The 17,703-nt window shown below is 34.5% G+C and carries 14 protein-coding genes; 2 read left to right on the top strand and 12 right to left on the bottom strand.

Translation table 11 applies throughout. The annotated features are described in order from the left end of the window. Positions 1 to 58 precede the first annotated feature (58 nt). Positions 59 to 1,324, top strand: coding sequence for a hypothetical protein (locus tag LNQ34_RS22990; protein WP_230001463.1), 1,266 nt, complete (start codon positions 59 to 61; stop codon positions 1,322 to 1,324). 20 nt (positions 1,325 to 1,344) lie between these two features. After that, complete coding sequence (locus LNQ34_RS22985) at positions 1,345 to 1,764, top strand: hypothetical protein (protein WP_230001460.1); 420 nt, start codon at positions 1,345 to 1,347, stop codon at positions 1,762 to 1,764. 204 nt (positions 1,765 to 1,968) lie between these two features. On the opposite strand, the gene LNQ34_RS22980 is transcribed toward LNQ34_RS22985, so the two are convergent. The 12 genes from LNQ34_RS22980 to LNQ34_RS22925 all read right to left on the bottom strand — a co-directional run bounded on the left by LNQ34_RS22980 (position 1,969) and on the right by LNQ34_RS22925 (position 17,702). After that, positions 1,969 to 4,365: a TonB-dependent receptor gene (locus tag LNQ34_RS22980; protein WP_230001458.1), complete on the bottom strand. Its 2,397-nt coding sequence runs from the start codon at positions 4,363 to 4,365 to the stop codon at positions 1,969 to 1,971. 166 nt (positions 4,366 to 4,531) lie between these two features. Beyond that, positions 4,532 to 6,076, bottom strand: coding sequence for an alkaline phosphatase family protein (locus LNQ34_RS22975; protein ID WP_230001456.1), 1,545 nt, complete (start codon positions 6,074 to 6,076; stop codon positions 4,532 to 4,534). Positions 6,077 to 6,182: 106 nt separating this feature from the next. Next, on the bottom strand, positions 6,183 to 6,464 hold the full coding sequence (locus LNQ34_RS22970) for a transposase (RefSeq protein ID WP_230001454.1): 282 nt from the start codon (positions 6,462 to 6,464) through the stop codon (positions 6,183 to 6,185). A 139-nt stretch (positions 6,465 to 6,603) separates the two neighbouring features. Continuing rightward, positions 6,604 to 6,954 (bottom strand): immunity 51 family protein, encoded by a 351-nt coding sequence (locus tag LNQ34_RS22965; protein WP_230001451.1) that lies wholly within the window; start codon positions 6,952 to 6,954, stop codon positions 6,604 to 6,606. Positions 6,955 to 6,961: 7 nt separating this feature from the next. Further along, positions 6,962 to 7,303 (bottom strand): hypothetical protein, encoded by a 342-nt coding sequence (locus LNQ34_RS22960; protein WP_230001449.1) that lies wholly within the window; start codon positions 7,301 to 7,303, stop codon positions 6,962 to 6,964. A 670-nt stretch (positions 7,304 to 7,973) separates the two neighbouring features. Then, a complete protein-coding gene (locus tag LNQ34_RS22955; protein WP_230001447.1) occupies positions 7,974 to 8,516 on the bottom strand; it encodes a hypothetical protein in 543 nt (180 codons plus the stop codon). Positions 8,517 to 8,528: 12 nt separating this feature from the next. Beyond that, the gene (locus LNQ34_RS23510) at positions 8,529 to 9,320 is read right to left on the bottom strand and encodes an RHS repeat domain-containing protein (protein ID WP_487313001.1); all 792 of its coding nucleotides are present in this window, start codon (positions 9,318 to 9,320) and stop codon (positions 8,529 to 8,531) included. A gap of 284 nt (positions 9,321 to 9,604) precedes the next feature. Continuing rightward, complete coding sequence (locus tag LNQ34_RS22945; protein WP_230001445.1) at positions 9,605 to 10,210, bottom strand: hypothetical protein; 606 nt, start codon at positions 10,208 to 10,210, stop codon at positions 9,605 to 9,607. Between the two features lie 608 nt (positions 10,211 to 10,818). Further along, positions 10,819 to 11,700, bottom strand: a complete 882-nt coding sequence (locus LNQ34_RS22940; RefSeq protein WP_230001443.1) for a hypothetical protein — start codon at positions 11,698 to 11,700, stop codon at positions 10,819 to 10,821. Positions 11,701 to 11,705: 5 nt separating this feature from the next. Then, on the bottom strand, positions 11,706 to 12,302 hold the full coding sequence (locus tag LNQ34_RS22935; protein ID WP_230001441.1) for an RHS repeat-associated core domain-containing protein: 597 nt from the start codon (positions 12,300 to 12,302) through the stop codon (positions 11,706 to 11,708). A gap of 424 nt (positions 12,303 to 12,726) precedes the next feature. Next, on the bottom strand, positions 12,727 to 13,476 hold the full coding sequence (locus tag LNQ34_RS22930) for a hypothetical protein (RefSeq protein WP_230001439.1): 750 nt from the start codon (positions 13,474 to 13,476) through the stop codon (positions 12,727 to 12,729). A 5-nt stretch (positions 13,477 to 13,481) separates the two neighbouring features. Beyond that, complete coding sequence (locus LNQ34_RS22925) at positions 13,482 to 17,702, bottom strand: DUF6531 domain-containing protein (RefSeq protein WP_230001437.1); 4,221 nt, start codon at positions 17,700 to 17,702, stop codon at positions 13,482 to 13,484. Position 17,703 lies beyond the last annotated feature (1 nt).

Genomic DNA, 17,703 nt, shown 5'->3' with positions numbered 1-17,703 from the left:
GATACAAAAAACAAAAAATATATTGAATCTACTAGTACTAACATAAGTAAGTACGTTTATGACCGGCTGTCAAAGCGATGAAATAAAAACTACGGTCATAAATCCTGATGTAACTTCAGCAAAAGAATGGTTTGACAGTAACGGTTCAAATCTAGAATCACTAAAGTACACAAAAAAAATAGATTGGGAAAATGCAGCCATATCTATTGAAGGTGAGGCTAAAACAATAGAAATTCCTCTTATGCTGTTTGACAATACATCTACAAATGTTATTGGCGATACTGATTATATGACTTATATGTCATTATTATTCATTTCAAATAAAAATGAAGAATATCAGATCTTTGATATTATTTACACTACAAAAAATAAAAATATAAATAATGGTAAAGAATTTAATCTCTATAAAACTGATTCCATATATTCGGGATATATCACGATCCAAAACAGTAAAAACAAAATTATTTATTCTGGAGAATTTCAAAACGGTCAACATATTAGATATCATAACAGAGCTCCAATACAGAATGTCACTTCAAAATACATATGCACATACTACGTTACAGTTGGTCCTATTACGACTTGTAGTAATTGGAGTTGGGTACCTGACAATATACCAGTGCCAGGAGTTCCCTATTTTCCAGGAGGTCCGTCCTTTCCTGGCGGTCAACCACCTCCAGTTATAAAACTAGATCCCTGTGCACAAGCCGCAAAAATGTCTATTGACGGAAAAGACCCCGTTTTTCTATCCGCAAAAAAAAACATCCTTAATGCTGATCCAAAAATAGAGCATAGTATTACTTTAACTAGACGGAATAATCAATTAGGACAGATAGCTATGAATAGTGGTGGCACTTCTAGTGTAAAAGTAAACACTAACTGGCATGGATCTTTTGCTGCCATGCACAACCACCCAAATAATACTCCACTATCTGCAGGTGACATTTATACTGGTATAACTTTAAATGTAAACAATCGTAATTTTACAACTTCGTACATTCTAACGGGAGGAGAGGTATATGCAATTGTTATAACCAATTTGCAAGCAGCAAAAGATTTTGCTGCTGCTTATCCTGCTGATCAGATACCAGGCTACAATCCCGAATTTCCGGACGTTCTTTTTGACCAACTGCAAATTTTAGTCACTACCTTTGGTTCTTCTATTGATGGCAGGACTGAAGCAATGTCAGTAATTTTAAATAAATATAATGCAGGAGTCACTTTGATGAAACAAGATTCTGCAGGACAATTCAAACCGTTTAATACTAAAGAATCTATACTACCCAATGGCAACAAGTCTTACACCTCAATACCTTGTAATTAACAAATAATTCAAAAAAAAAAATGAAAAAGCTATTAAAAACATTTATACTTCTGCTATTACTAATTAACTATAGCTGTAAAGCACAGCAATTGGTACAAACTCCTAATGATATATTTAAATTAAAAACAAATGAACAGCAGTTTCTCAATAAGCCTCTGAAAAACCTTCTAAAAGAAATAAAACCTGAAATAAAAACGGCTTTTGCTATCACTGACAGTCCTTCATTTTTCACTTTTAGTTTTTTGAGTCCTTCGGAAATTAATCGAAAAGTTGTTGGACGAAAAAACATAAGCTTTTATGTCTATGTAAAGGAACCTGTTGATTGGAGTGATGATAAAAGGCCTAAGGGAAAGGAATATATATGGACAGCACAAGATATTGAAAAGTATGGTAACCTAACAGTAATTAGGATTAAAGTAATTGAAAGAATAGAGAACTAAATATATAACTAAGAACAAATCCTATTTTAAATTGTACTAACCCTCGATGTTTCCCATTTTTCAATAATAGATTAGACAAAATAAAATCGCACACGATTAACCTTAAGCTTTACACAAGCATTCTAATTGCATTACAAGTCATCAAACAAAAAAAGGCTCGAACATTACGTTCGAGCCTTTTTGTATTCAGTATTCTAAAAAAAACTAGAATTTATAAGTTAAACTTCCCATAACAGTACGTGGAGCCTGAACATTTATTGTCGTATAACCATTAAAATACAATTGGTCTGTTAAGTTATTTACTTTTAAAGACACTCTGTATTTCGGCTGATCGTAGTACAAAGCAGTATTAACCACAGCATATGACGGAAGCTCAAAAGTTTGACCAGGTCCGTTATTGTAAATGTAGGTAGCGTCTCCATAATTCCCTCCAAATCCTAGACCTAATCCTTTCAGTTTTGTTTTTTGAAGGTTATAGCTGAACCAGTAATTGATTAGATTTTCAGGTCCTGCAGTTACAGGTCTTAAATCATTTAATTTAGAGTTATTATTAGAGTACCCCACAAGAAGGTTCAATCCCGGAATTGGGTTAGCTGTAAGCTCTACTTCAAAACCTTTGCTATATTGTGTTCCGTTTTGTATGCTCGCATTTGGAAGATTCGGATCTGCGATTACAATATTGTCAACTTTGATATCATAATAACTAAAAGTTGCGCTTACTTTATTCTGGAAAGCATTCACTTTTACACCAACTTCAAGCTGATTTGCTTTTTCAGGATCAAACTGTTTCATTTCAAGCTTCCCGCCAACATTAGCATTTAAGAATCCTTTATTGGTAAAACTATTTTGGTAATTTCCAAAAACAGATACCTGATCTTTTACGATTTGATACACGGCACCAAATTTTGGTGAGAAAGCATTTTGAGAAAAATTGTCCGCTTTTGTATTCGAAGCAGGATCAAATGATCCTTTATTTTGAAAATGATCAAAACGTACTGCTGCCGAAAGAATTAATCTTTCTGTAATGTTGATTGCATCTGCTACGTAAACACTATATGTTGCTATAGAACTGTTAGTAGTATAAGGAGGATTCCCTTTTCCGGTAAGTGCATCCTTTACATTTGTTGGGTTAAAGTCATAATAATTAGTCACCGCTCCTGTATACTTTATGGTATCAAACGCCGCATAACCCGGTAAACTTTGGTACACTAATTTATTTGAACCGTAATAGATATCACCACCTACTAAAAAGCGGTTTCTCATGGATCCAATTTTGAAATCTCCATTAAAGTTTTGTTGGAATTCGATCGCGTTATCTTTTCCATTTGCATCCCAGGCGTTTCTTGAGAATTCCTGATCTTTCAAAAGGTAAAACCATGTTTGTAAACCACTTGCTTTATTAGAACTGCTGCTGAATACAGTTTGAGAAGTCCATTCTTCTGAAATTTGATAAAGAGCCTGCGCAAAAACGTTTAATGTTTTGGTGTTGGTCATAAATTCATCTCCTAAAAATGATCTTTTGAAATTTACATCCAAATTCTTAGCATTATTAACGCCTAAGTCAGCAATAGAAACTCCAAAAGGAAGATAAATTAAAGGCATACCGGAGTTGTCCTGATTTCCAATTTCGGCATCGATAGAGATGGTTAGTTTATCGTTTACTTTATAAGCAAAAGACGGCGCTACGAAGAAACTCTTTGAGTAACCGAAATCCTGAAAAGTATTTGCATTTCCAAAAGCAGCATTCAATCTGAACAATGCTGTGTGGTCGTCATTAATTGGAGTATTGATATCGGCCGTTAAACGGTTAAAGCCATAACTTCCGTTTTGATATGAAATTTCTCCACCAAAATTATCATAAGGTTTTTTAGTTACACGATTGATTAATCCACCGTAAGAAGAAACCACATTTCCAAAAAGTGTAGCTGATGGCCCTTTTATTACTTCGATTCTTTCTAAATTTACCGCATCAGTATTACTGTTTACTTTTCCGGCAAGACCATTTCTTACCAAACTCTGAGTGGTAAATCCGCGTAAGGAATACCATGAAGCTCCGTCACCGGCACGATTAGTGGCTGCCCATAATTGATATAAACCCGGTACATTTTTTAATGCCTCATCCTGATTGGTTACCAACTGATCTTTGATCAACTCTTTAGTAACCACATTATAAACCTGTGCATTTTCAAGGTTTTTAATTGTCATCCTCGACACATACTGGCTTTCAGATTTGGTATATTTATTAGCATTCCCTTTTACAAATACTTCTGTAAGTGCTTCAGATGTAGTTAGCAGTGTGAAATTTTCGACAAGATCACTTCCTGCTGAAACTGCAACATTTTTTTCTTTAGAGGAAAACCCAATTACCGAAACCTTCAGAATATAATTTCCGGGTCTGATGTTCCTGATCTCATAATTTCCCTGAGCGTCAGTGGTAGTTCCAATCTTTGTTCCTTTCAGTGTTACAGAGATATTATCCGCTGCCTCATCATTAGACAATGAAACCGTTCCTTTTATTGTACCCGTCTGTGCAAATGATGCAGAAGCCGTAAGCAGCATCATCAAACAGCCCAAAAGTGGCAATAGTACTTTTACTTTCATGTTATTTAGAATTATTTTTAATAACGCAAATGTATTATTTGTATCAAATCAAACCAAATTATTTTGATTTATTCTAGATAACAACCCTGTTTTGATACTTTTAAGTACTATTTTTCATTCTTTTACTTAAAAAAAAGCAATAATCATTTTTTCTAATAAAATTAAATTAGAATCTTTTGATGAACTCCATCATGTCTCCGATGGTTTTTATATCTTCTTTTTGAGTATTACCAAGCCCTCTCTCTTTTTCAATATGCAATAAACTGATTAACATCGCTTTTTGCAATCCGTTTAATGGATCACTACTCGTATCAGGTTCAGGAAGCAGGTCCTCCAATTTCATTTCCCAGGGGATATCAGGCCACTCCATTCTCTTCTGACTCGAAAAAACTTCTGTAAAGGGCAGGATTTTAGTATCTTTATCCCTCTCGGTTAACGGATCCAGTCCCCATTTCTGGCAGACCGTTTTTATAAATGAAGTATGTTCAAACTGCCCGTTGATTATGGTACCGGGCTGAATATAAGAAGAAACCATTATCATAGGAACACGTACCCCCAAACGATCAAAAGTAAAATCGCACTCCCCTTTCATACCGGCAACAGGCGGCACTGTCTCCGGCGGACTTACATGGTCATAACAACCACCATGTTCGTCATGCGTAATGATAAAAAGTATTTTATCTCTTTTTGGACTATTCTTGATAGCAGTATATACCTCTCGTATCAATTCATCCCCTAATTTTACGGTACCAACAGTTAAAGCATGATTCACTGCCGATGGATGCTGGTCGTTGTGTTTGTGAAGAAACTGCGGTTCTACAAAGGAATATTGTGGCAGGGTTCCAAATTCTAAATCTACAAAAAAGTCAAGATGTCCGTGTGTATTGTATTTTCCTTCTCCAAAGCCATTCACAATATTGGTCAGGCTTAAAGGTGCAATAGGTGAATAGACTTTCCAGGAGACGTTCTTTTCATTCATGCGTTCAAAAATAGTCGGAAGCGACCAAACCTCTTTGATCCACGAATCCATACCATGCAAGTCAGCATCAATTCCGGAGAGTCCACTCCCATCCTCACCAAGAGGATTAATAACTTTGCCTCCTGAACTGGCAGCATGCCAAAATGCCCGATTACAATAAGTTTGACTCGGTACTGAACAATACCAATGATCAAAAACCGCAAATTCCTTTGCCAAAGTAGCCATTGCCGGAATCTGATCGGGCTGAAAACACTGCATGATTACTTCATACTGCTCGTATGTGGGATCGACACCGTAAGTCGCTCTTAGATTACTTTCGTAATCGTTGACAAAACCATTCATACCTGCCTTGGGAGGCACAGAATCAGGTAAATTATACGGTTTTGTCATTAAATAATCAGATAACCCAACATTAGACAAAGGCTCAATGTTGTTGAAAAGCTGCGTATTGACATGTGGATATTCTTCACCCGGATCGGGATAAGGTGTCTGGTAATTTGCAGCACGTGAAGGAGAAATACTGGTATTCCCTAAATTATTAGTTACTCTTGGAGGTATTGGATTGGCATACTCAATTTCAGGATTATAAAGTCCGTCAAAAGACTTATTTGACGGCACTTCTTCCTTTTCATAGAGATATCCTAAAAGATTGTCGAACGAACGGTTTTCCAGCATTAAAACTACGATATGCTCAAAAGTTCCTAACCCGTCAAATTGATTCTGATTTTCCATTTTTTCCGTTTTTTTTAGTTCTAAATGTAAGAAAATAAAAACAAATAATACTTGAGTAGTTTTACGCATTTTGTGAATTTCGATTGAAATCTATAAGCAAACGTTCTTACCAAATGCCAAATTTTATACTGGTATCAAAATACGATAAGTTATTTGCTATCATACCTTTGACTACTTTATGTTTAAAATCTAAACTAAAAGTAGTTTTGGTTTTGTTAATTTCTAATCCTAAAATCCCTTTGGATTGATACAAACTAACCCATCTTCGTAATACAGAATGATCAATACCAGCTTCATTTGAAATAGCAGTATAGGATAGGTGATTCTCAAGATACTTTAAAACTTGTTCAAGTTTAAATTCTGCTGTAAAATTTCTTTTTTTATTCATAAAAAATGCCCCCAAATAGTGTCTAACTTTTTGGAGGCAGTTCAAAATGAGCGGGGTTTAGTTTTTATAATCTTGTTGTTACAGATCGAAAGAATAACAAATTGAAAGTTTCATTTTATTTATTTAATTCCCTAAAGCACTAATCTAATTCTGCTCTTGAAAACAAATCAAGAATTAACTCTTTATTTTCACAAGCTTCTTTAAATGAAATAATAAAAGATTTTAATGCTTCGGAATCTGAAGAATAAGCACAAAACATACTTCCTTCAGGATCAAACTTTACGACATCAACAAGCTCAGATTTTTGTTCTTGCAAAAACACCTGCGCTAAAGAAGCCCAATCATATCCATTCCCTTCAAAACCTTCTTCTTCTCTGGTTTCAAAAATTTCGGTTTTATACTCCCCAACATTAAGACATACCGAAACACTATTTTCATGTTCAACCCAAAAAAAAGGATCTATTGACTCCATAAAATCATCCAAATTCATATAATATTTAAATTTTATCTAGTTCAGAAAATAATAAATCAGCTGATTCTTTAACACCATCCCTAAAACTAGCGGGTATTTTTTTTCCACATCTTTCGAACCAGGCATAAAAAGTTTCTTTAATTTGATTTCTGTTTAGTTTTGCTACCCTTCTATTCGCCATTTCAGGATATTTCTTACTCAAATATACAAAAACATCAATATGAACCAATAGAGCTTGGCTAGCCTCGTCAGCTGTTCTTAACCATTCTTCTACCTCTAAGTTTTGTTTTATTGCCAAATTAAAATAACGAGCCGGCTCTAAATCAGCCATTTGATTTCCTTCCGGTGCTGCACTGTAAACTTTCATTTATTCTATACTATTACAAATAAGAAACTGCCTCTGTATTGAGGCAGCTTTTGTTTTTTTCTCTACTTTGTTAAGTTTCCACTATGCTAAAGAAAGATATCTGCTAGCTGGTGAATCTTAAATATTACAGGTTAACAGTCAAAATTAATTACGCAGCTTTCCGAAGTGTTCAACTGAAAAGCTGTGCAAATGTCTCTGACTTTGCGCTTTTTTTTTCGCTCATTGAATTATTAAAGTTCGTAAAAGTCTCCCGACTTTTTATATTATTTCTTAATATTATTTTGATTCTTTCTTTTTCAGAAATTGTATCTAATAAATTTATTTTTAAAGCCTTAGACTTCACGGTTTATATGTTTTAAACTAGACGTTTGCAAGTTGGCGCAAAGTCAGAGACGTTTGCGCAGCGCTTGTGAGGTATACTTTGCGGAGCGGGCTATCTGTTAAATCAATTTTTGTTAATGATGTTCACAAGCGAGACGCTCGCGCCAGTGGGGATTAACTACCGACAAAAATTTGACCATTACCGTAATGAAAAACATGCTGATTATCAGGCCAGCAAAAGAAATTAAAAATTGATTCTAATATTCACAACAAACCCCGCTAAAATGAGCGGGGTTTAGTTTTAGATAATCTTGTAGTTACATGTTGAAAGACTTCGCGTAACATTTAGCTAAGAATATTGCCAAAAACCTGCTATTATTTCGCCTGTTATATTGTGTTTATACAAATATAATGCTCCATACATAAATACATAATCCATACCATCATAGTATCCTTCTTCTTCTATTTGTAAAAAAAATGAATAACCATCTTTCTCTAATTTTTCATAAAAGTAACTTTTAGGTTGAATCAAACGTGGCTCTCCTCCAACTTTTATAAATAAAAATTCACTTAAATTCTCTGTCGAATAATTACTTATAGAACAAATTCCAAGGTCTTCAATCACCTTATCTTTCCTATCTCCGATTTCAGAATATTCATGTTCTATCACTTTTACAGATATGTCAGGATAAATATTATTCTCTAAAAGGACATCAAAATTATTATGTATTATTATTGAGAGCATTTTATCTTGCTTCTCTGGATGGTTAATAACTGCATAAAAATTATAATCTTCCGGAATATCATTTTCAATAACTTTAGGAGGATTACCCCCTATTCTGGCGTCTAAAGTCTTGTCATATATCAAACAAGTAGCATACAATTCATTCATTCTTTTTTATTTTTAGTGACATATATAACCTTGTTTCTTTGCAAAATCAATTGCATCATCTCTAAGTTTATTTGTTAATTCCGTAGCATATCTTTTTGCATTTGAAGACTCCCAACCTCTAGTAAGTAACCCCTCATATATACCACGTCTTGTCAATGCAGCATTTCTATTTATATTTTGCAAAGCTGATTGTCCTTTTAACTTAGTTCCTCCCATTTTGTACTTATTCTGTAACGCGGTAATGTTCTTATGCATATTAGGTTCAGTTAATGCAATAGAGGGATTTAACTGACCAATTGCACTACTCCTAGTTATATTATGATTTTGTCTTAACCATGCACTTTGAAGTAATTCATGCCCAGTCAGATTATCTCCTACGTGTGCCGGGCCTGTCAAACTACCGTAACTTCCGATAGCGAATTCATTGGCCAATCCAAATACATCTACCCAGCTATTACAATCATGAACATAGGCATACAAAGTAGGATTACTCCCCAGAAGCCCTATTGGGTCTTGTGATAAGTACAGTCCACTGTCAGGATTATAATACCTAAACCTATTATAATAAAGGCCTGTTTCTATATCCTCGTACTGCCCTAACTGTCTAAAAGGAATAAAACTTCTATCTCCTTTTAGATTACGGAGATCTCCATAAATGTGATAATCCGTTTCCCAAACTACATCACCTTTCTCATTATAAGCTTGTACAGGCCTACCAATATAATCATTGATGATCGAAAATTTTTCCTCTCCAACAATCTTAACACATGGAACAAAAGAATCCTCTTCATAAACCCAGGTAATTAAATTCTCAATCGGTTCCGGTTTATCATAGACTAAATCATCCTCAGTAGCGATTAATTTAGGCCGATCTTTTAAATCGTATTTCCATTCGTGAATAAGAACATTTCCATCCCAAACATAACGATTTATTCTTCACTCGTAATATAAACTATAAGCCATTAAATATTACATTACCAAATACTTTGTTGATAGAATAAATATAATAAATGGAAACTGCCTCCATATTGAAGCAGTTTTTCTTTTTTTTTCTATTTTACGTCAAATTTTACTTCGAACCGATAATATTATCTCAAATCTGATATAATCTTTAAATATTTATTGATCGTCACTTCGTGTAAATTAGAACTATTTAAAGTTTTTTCGAATATTTTTACAACATCCGATTTATAGTTGGCAGGTATCTCGTCTATATTATTACTAATTATTCGATAAAACGTATTTATTGATTTTTCCTTAGGTGCAATATTAGGAATAGACATAATATACTCCCATTTACTACCATACTTTGTAAATTGAGATAATTCTGCTATAAAAATTGAAATATAAAAGTTTACTTTCTTATTTTTTGTTTTATCAATAAGAAAGTGAAAAGTTTCATCTGTAATCTCTAAATCGTATCTTTTATTCATATTATTTATAGAAGATACTATTTCAATTAATATTTTAGAGTTATTACTATACCTTTCTCCAATTTCTACCAAAGCTTTAACAAGCGTAATATCTGAAAGGATATTTTTCCTTAGCAATGAAGTTTCATCTCTACATATGCTTCCAAGTTTTTTTAAGAGAATTTCCAATTCTTTTTCAGTAAATTGATCCCAATTATTACGGATAGGGTTAACTACCTCATTAATTTCCTTATCTACTTTTTCTTGATATTTATTTTCCATTTTTAGTTTTAATGACAATGAATATTCACTTTACCATCTTTTATATCACCTGTTTTAGCATTTATCATTTTAGCCTCAATCTCCGCTGATGTATAGTATGTTCGTCCACTTGCAAGATTATCAGGGGTAATTATTGTAAACAAATAGTAGTACTAAAATAGGAATGTAAATCTATTTTAGGATTAAGTATAAATATGCAAACTTTTTTCAGAACAAGACAACTTTGCGTTCATAAACGTGACGCTCACGCTAACGGAGGTATTCACTATCGACAGAAATTTGACCATTACCGTAATGAAAAACATGCTGATTATCAGACCCGCGAAAGAAATCGAAAATTGATTCCAATATTCACAACAAACCCCGCTGAGATGAGCGGGGTTTAGTTTTTTTATAACCTTATCGTTAGAGATCAAAAGACTTTCTTATAACAAAATGTTTCATGTAGTTTTTTAATTCTTTCTTATGTATTAACGATCTATTATTATTTTTAGATTTATCCTTTTATCCATGTTAATTGTATTAAAAATTCATATCATTATCTACTAAAAAAAGCAACCTTAGTCCTTTATAATCTTAGCTAGAAAATAATTCCTCACTCCGTCTCATTAAGCATAATCAATAGCTAAAGAGCTATATCCTTTCTCAAAAAAACTATTCTTCCCTATTTTTTTAAATGGATTACCACATGCTTTTATTGATATTCTATTTATTTTATTATGTTCCAATATTTTTTCAACATTGATAACATTTTTGATATTTAACAAATATAACTCTTCCAGTTCTTCCAACTCCAGTAAGATATTACAATCAAAAACAACCGAAATATTATTAATATACAAACTTTTTAAAGTTTTAAAATGAACTATCTTTTCAATTGGAAAATTCTTGCCGATACAAGCAAATAATTCCAAAGTCTCAATTTTGTGATTAATAAAGTAAGGAAAAACATCCAAATTTTTTGCATGTCCGAATATCAGATGTCTTAGATTACTTAGTTTTGATAATTCAAATATTCTATTAGTATTTTTCTCTGGTGCTAAATCATAATCTATCCATTCTATATTTGGAAAACTTACAACATTGAATAAACATGGTTTTGCAAGTTCAGAAATTGATAAATATTTTAAATTATTCAAAATTAAATTATTTGGTAATTCATGTTGGCTATCAAAATTAGATACTGGAGAATTTAACTTTAAAACTTCAATATTTGCCGGTATCTCTATTTTATCTAGCCAATCTATCGGAATAATTAATGATTTTAAATTTAATAGTTTCCCAATAAATTCAGGATACTTTGTTATTCTTTCTTCATCATTAGAAGTAATTGAAAATGTAATTGATTTGATATCTAAGTACTCATCTTCATTTGGAAAATCCAAATATTGTCTATATTCAACATTCCCTCCAAAATCTTGTTTTTCAATTGAAAAATACCAATTTTTACTATTTGAATTTATAATAGCTTTTTTAACTTCTGTATACATAATAATTAATTACAACTTATTTTTACTTTTTTTGAAGCTTTTTTATCTTTTACAATACCTGCATTTCTGGTTTTTTTACTTGATGCTTCCGGATTATTTGAATTTAACATTTCATACTGCCCAGTGTTTTTGACACTTTCATACTCTTGTTGTTCAAAATGTCTTAAAATTCTGTTTTGAGATCTCCAATCATCTGCATCTCCCAAATCTACAGGAGTAAAAGCAACTTTTGTATCTGGATGAGATAACATTGATTGCGCTTTTGTATGACTAGTATCTGACATCCTACTATTAGCATTTAAACCAGAACCAACATATGCCTCCCCTGTTGTAGAATTTGTCAAAGTGTAAACTCCTGAAGAAGTTGGAACAGTACTTGGTGCTTTTACTAAACCAAAAGGGTCAACCCAACTATTACTATCATAGACATATGAATAAAACGCATCTCCACCATCTAGCCCAATTGGATCCTGACTAATATACACTCCAGTGTCAAAAGAATAATAACGATACCTGTTATAGTAAAGTCCAATCTCTATATCCTCATACTGTCCTAACTGTCTGAAAGGAATAAAACCTCGATCTCCTCTTAGGTTCCGCAAATTCCCGTAAATATCGTAATCAGTCTCCCAAACTACATCACCTTTTTCGTTATATACCTGTACAGGACGACCTATATAATCATTGATGATAGAGAACTTTTCCTCTCCAACAATCTTAGCACTTGGTACAAAAGAACCTCCTTCATAAACCCAAGTGATTAAATTCTCAATCGGTTCCGGTTTATCATAGACTAAGTCATCCTCAGTGGCAATTAATTTTGGACGATCTTTTAAATCGTATTTCCATTCGTGTGTGAGAACATTTTTTCTTCTATATAAAAAAACTCGCTATGAAGCGAGGTTCTCTTTTCTTATGTTTTACATGCTCTTTTACTTAATGAGTAAGATGCTCTCAATCGCGTGAATTTCGGAAATTCCAATTATTTTAAATAGACAATCTACTACATTTACCTAATTAAACTTTTTATTTCCAGTATTTTTCCAATTGTTTATAATCCCCAAACCAAAATTTAAAAGCTTCTTTATTGATTCCATCTTTGCCAACCCAAAAATCTACTGGATAATTCCAGTCTGAGCTATGTGTTTTTCTTGGGGCAACAGCTAAGTTGGTATATTCTTTTAATAAGCCTTTGTATTTTTCAGTCTCCAAAATACTGCAATACCCTAAAGTTTCCAACAAAACTTGTCTTTGTTCGGGCTTTGTTTTGAATCCTTTAATTTTTCCAATACTTTTAATTACTTCTTTTTTTAAAGTAGCATCCTCTTCAATATTTAAAAGAATATCAAGTATTTCAGAAAAAATGCGAAGATCTTCCTCATTAACTTTTGCATTTTTTACATCTGCATTATTATTAAAAACAAGCAAATAATTGTAGTAATTTGATAATCTATGACCTAATAATCCTCCTTCACTTATGCACATATGCAATATTTGTAAATTTTTCTCACTTAACTCCTTTGGATAACCGTAAGCTGTAGAACATATTTCACAAGGAGATTCCCGGGACAAATCCTCATTTTCTCTTAAAACAAATTCATGATTAGGAAATGTCTGCATAATAGCAAAAACAGGTAGTCCAGAACGTAGTTCTCTTTTATTTGAACTAAAACTTGCTAAGAAAGAAGCAATAATAATTTCTTTATTGCATTTTTTATATTCTTCAAATAATTTAAAATTCCACATATCGTGGACATTTTTTAGTTCTTCTTGCATAATATTTATTTACAACCTTTAAATTTTTTGTCAAACTCTAATTCTTGAAGCGATGGTAATTCACTTACTTTTCTACCATCCAGTAAATCATCAGCAAGACTTAGTCTTTCGATCCCTTTAGGTTTAGCTTGTTTGGCTTCAGAAATACCATTTATTTTATTTCCTCTTGCTTTATCACTATTATAACCTAACAGATCATTTTCTTCAACACCTCTTTGTTCAATACCTCGAACTAAATCTTTTTCTGAGCCTACTCTAGTAACACGAGTCATTTTATCACCTTCACCAAATCTCACTCCATCCGTACCATCTGTTTTTGCATGTCTTTTTGCAACATCTTCCATAGTAGCATTATCGTTTGCTCTACCATGATAATAAGTATTCCCACTAGAATCCGTTAAAAAATAATTCCAATCTAATCCAAAAATATCTACAATACTATTACTATCATTTACATGTCGATAGAAATTATATTCTCTACTATTCAACCCTACGGGATCTTTTGAAATGTAAACCCCCATATTAGGATCATAATATCTGAAACGATTATAATAAAAACCCGTTTCAACATCCTCATACTGTCCTAGTTGCCTAAACGGAATAAAACTTCGATCACCTTCCAGATTACGTAAATCTCCATAAATATCATAATCGGTTTCCCAAACAAGACTTCCAGTTTTATTATAAGCTTGTACAGGTCTACCAATATAATCGTTGATGATAGAGAACTTTTCTTCTCCAATTATTTTGGCACTTGGCACAAAACTTCCTTCTTGATATATCCAAGTTATAAGGTTTTCAACAGGCTCGAGTTTATCATAGACTAAGTCATCCTCAGTGGCGATTAATTTAGGCCGATCTTTTAAATCGTATTTCCATTCGTGAATAAGAACATTTCCATCCCAAACATAGCGATTTATTTTTTGGTTTGCAATTTTTGCGGTGCGTCGACCCAGGGCATCGTACTCAAAATGTACTTTCTTCCCATCAGGGTTGGTAATGCTCTCGAGCATACCATTCGCCAGCCAGCTGTAGGTGGTGTCGCCGTCCTGCCACTGCTCATGTTCTTGCTGTAATCTGGTTTCTTCGGTTTTGTTTCCCGCCAGTTTGTCGATCCAGTTGGTGGGTTCTTCGAATTTTAGTTCTTCGTTGATGTTTCTGGAACTTTTATGTATCAGGTTGCCCAGTTCATCGTATTTGTAATGGTACTTTTCATCCTGTAACAGTTTACCACCTTTACCATACTTACGATCGCTGCGATCGGGAGTTTTGTAAAGATTCCCTACCGCATCCGGGGTTTTGTAAAGCTGTCCTTTTCCATCGTAATCAGCCTTGGCAAGATTACCAAAATCATCGTAATCAAAATAGGTGATACTTGAGGTCATTTGGTTTACGGCACTGCGCAATTGCTGGTTGGTATCCCAGTTGTAAAAGCGTGATCCCGTGCGTTTGCCATTGGCAAATACTTCCTGTTCCTTTTGTTTTCCGTTGTTGTTGTAACTGGTTTTAATATGGAGTCCTCCAGTAGTGAAGCGTTCTATTTCTCTTCCCAATTCGTCGCGTTTCAGGGTAGTTTCCCACTTCTGGTGCTGTTCTTTGAGTTCGTTGCTTTGTGCTTCGATGCGTTCCAACTGTCCTTTTGAGTCGTAATGGGTGCTAATCTCTGCTCCCAATGAACTATTTATACCAATACGCTGTCCCAGTTTGTTGTAAGTGGAAGTAATGGTAATAGCATTATCATCTTTGTCGAGCTGTTGTTGTTGAGTTTCTTTTACGACACGCCCCATTTCATCACGCTCCAGAAGGATGCTTAAATTTTGATTTACGGCCTCTGTTAAAAGTCCGTTTTTGTTGTAACTATACGTTTCCCAGGTGCCGTCGTGATAATCGGCTCTGGTGATGCGTCCTAGTGCATCTTGTTCGTATTCGGTAAATTTTCCGTTGCCATGATCGATTCGGGTGACTTCACCTGCAAGATTCCGCTGGTACTTTTTCACCATACCATCAAAAGCGGTTTCTTTTACAATTTGTCCGGCTTTATTTCGGGCGAAATAATATACTTCGTTGTCTTCGTTTTTGATGCCTTGCAATTGCTCCATCTTGTCGTAATCAAAACGCACTTTCACGCCATTTTGTTCACGCGTAGCGAGACTTCCCATTGGGGTATAACTAAACTTAATACTGTTTTTATTGTCTTTTAGCGCTATGACTTCATCATAATTATTGTAGGTAAACTGTATGACATTACTGTCTTTTTCTACAATTTGTCTTACCCTGTCCAACGCGTCGTAACTAAAATAATCGGCCATCTGCATCGGGGTGTAGATCGCTTGTACGCGTCCGCGATGATCGTACTCCCATGATTTTAACTTTTCGCTATTCTCACGCCACTCTATAAGATTGAATTGATCATCATAAATCAGTTCGAGTTTATTGTTGTTTTTGGCAACGCTGGCCAGTAGTCCGTTATCGTTATAAGTGAAATGACTAGTACTTTTATCGGGAGCAATAATCGTTTTGAGCTGATCCTCTCTGTCTTCTTTGTACAGATAAACCGTTTTGTTCCCTTCGGGATCTATAGCAATAGACGGGCGATTTTCCTCATCGTAAATCATGATTTCTTCGGTGCCATCCGGGTAAACGGTACCGGTTTTGTTTCCTCTGTCATCGTAGTTAAAGCCTAGTATACGTCCTTCGGGATCAATCTCACGATAGAGTTCCATAAACTCGGTATAGTCGTAAAAGGTACTGTTGCCCATTGGATCTTTTACCTGTGTGACCAATTGACTAGGCTCGTAATAATAAGTAGTTACGGCCCTATTGGCGTCTGTTACTAAATTGTATCCTTCTTCCGGATGATATTCCATCCAGCCTTCCTGCCAGCCTCCGTCACCCCAGGTGTGTGTACAACGGTTTTCATTATCGTATTCCCAATAAAATGTTTGTCCGTTACGATCGGTTTTTTTGACCATCAAATGGTTTTCATATTCAATGGTAGTTGGTTTTTGAAGCGCGTCGATAATCGCATTTATGTTACCGTCCTCATCGTACTCGTAAGCTACCAATAGCTCATCCTGCTCCGGTCCAACAAGTTCCATTTTTTGAATAAAACCGTCTTTCGTACTTACTTTGATGGCTCTGCCGGCAGCATCGATAATTTTATTTAAACGGTTTGCTGTAAATTCAAAAACAATACAAAGTCCGTCGGGGTTGCTAATTTTGGTAAGTTGGTATTTTTTTCCATTAAAAAGAGTAAACTCATACAAGAGTTTACTACTATGTTCGTAGGCGCTATACCCTTCCTGCGTTCTTTTAATAGTAGTTTTTTCTTCACGTAAATAAAATTCTTCTTCGGGCAGCAGTGTTGGAAAAGCTACAAGTCGCCCGTCATCCATACGAAGTCCAAGAGCATCGTCTTCAGGATACAATTCTACCGCCCGATCGTAGACACTATGCACACCATGACCCAGCCATCCCACATATGGGGAGTCTGAATACCAACTGCGCTCCCAGTTTAAAGGAATCGGACTGGTAATACTGAAATCACTGCCTTCATAAATTACGGCACCATTTATAAGATTAATAGGCTCAAAACCAAATCTACACAAGATTCTTTTAAGCCCTTTTGGACTTTTTCCACTCGTATTAAATTTTTTAATAAGTCCTCTGGCTTTTTTCATCAAGGTACTAAAACCAATACTAGCTAATAATCCTGTAAGGACTCCTCCCCAATCGGGAGGATAGGGTCCACCAACCATTACGGGTTTCCCCGTTGGGATAGGCAATGAAAATGAGGTTGGGGCAAAAAGGGTTGGGGCAAACGGTAGCATTTTCTTGCCTATTTTGGTTTTCCCTAAAGACATCGATAGGGGGATGCCGATATCATTACAGGTCATTAGCATATGTCCTTTGGGACTCATCCTCGTACCGTCTGAAAAAACGGTTTGTGAGGCGAAAAAATTCATACTTTCATGCCCGATAATGGGCATCATTAGCCAAGGTGGCGTAAAAAGAGGGATATGTTGTAATGGAATTATGATTCCGCTAGTATCGGAATTACCTCTTTTAAAACCATTTACATGCACAGTGGCACCTAAAAACGGAACGTAATCAAAAGGGTCCATCACTATACCTATATAAGGATGAAACGGGTTAAATGGAGGCAGGGTAGTAAAATGAATGTCTATACCCACCACAATGGTCAAATGATTATCGGTTAATAACATA

Source organism: Flavobacterium lipolyticum, from assembly GCF_020905335.1.
Taxonomy (GTDB): Bacteria; Bacteroidota; Bacteroidia; order Flavobacteriales; family Flavobacteriaceae; genus Flavobacterium; species Flavobacterium lipolyticum.
Note: the sequence above shows the minus strand (reverse complement) of the source record. Positions and strands in the feature narration are given on the sequence as shown.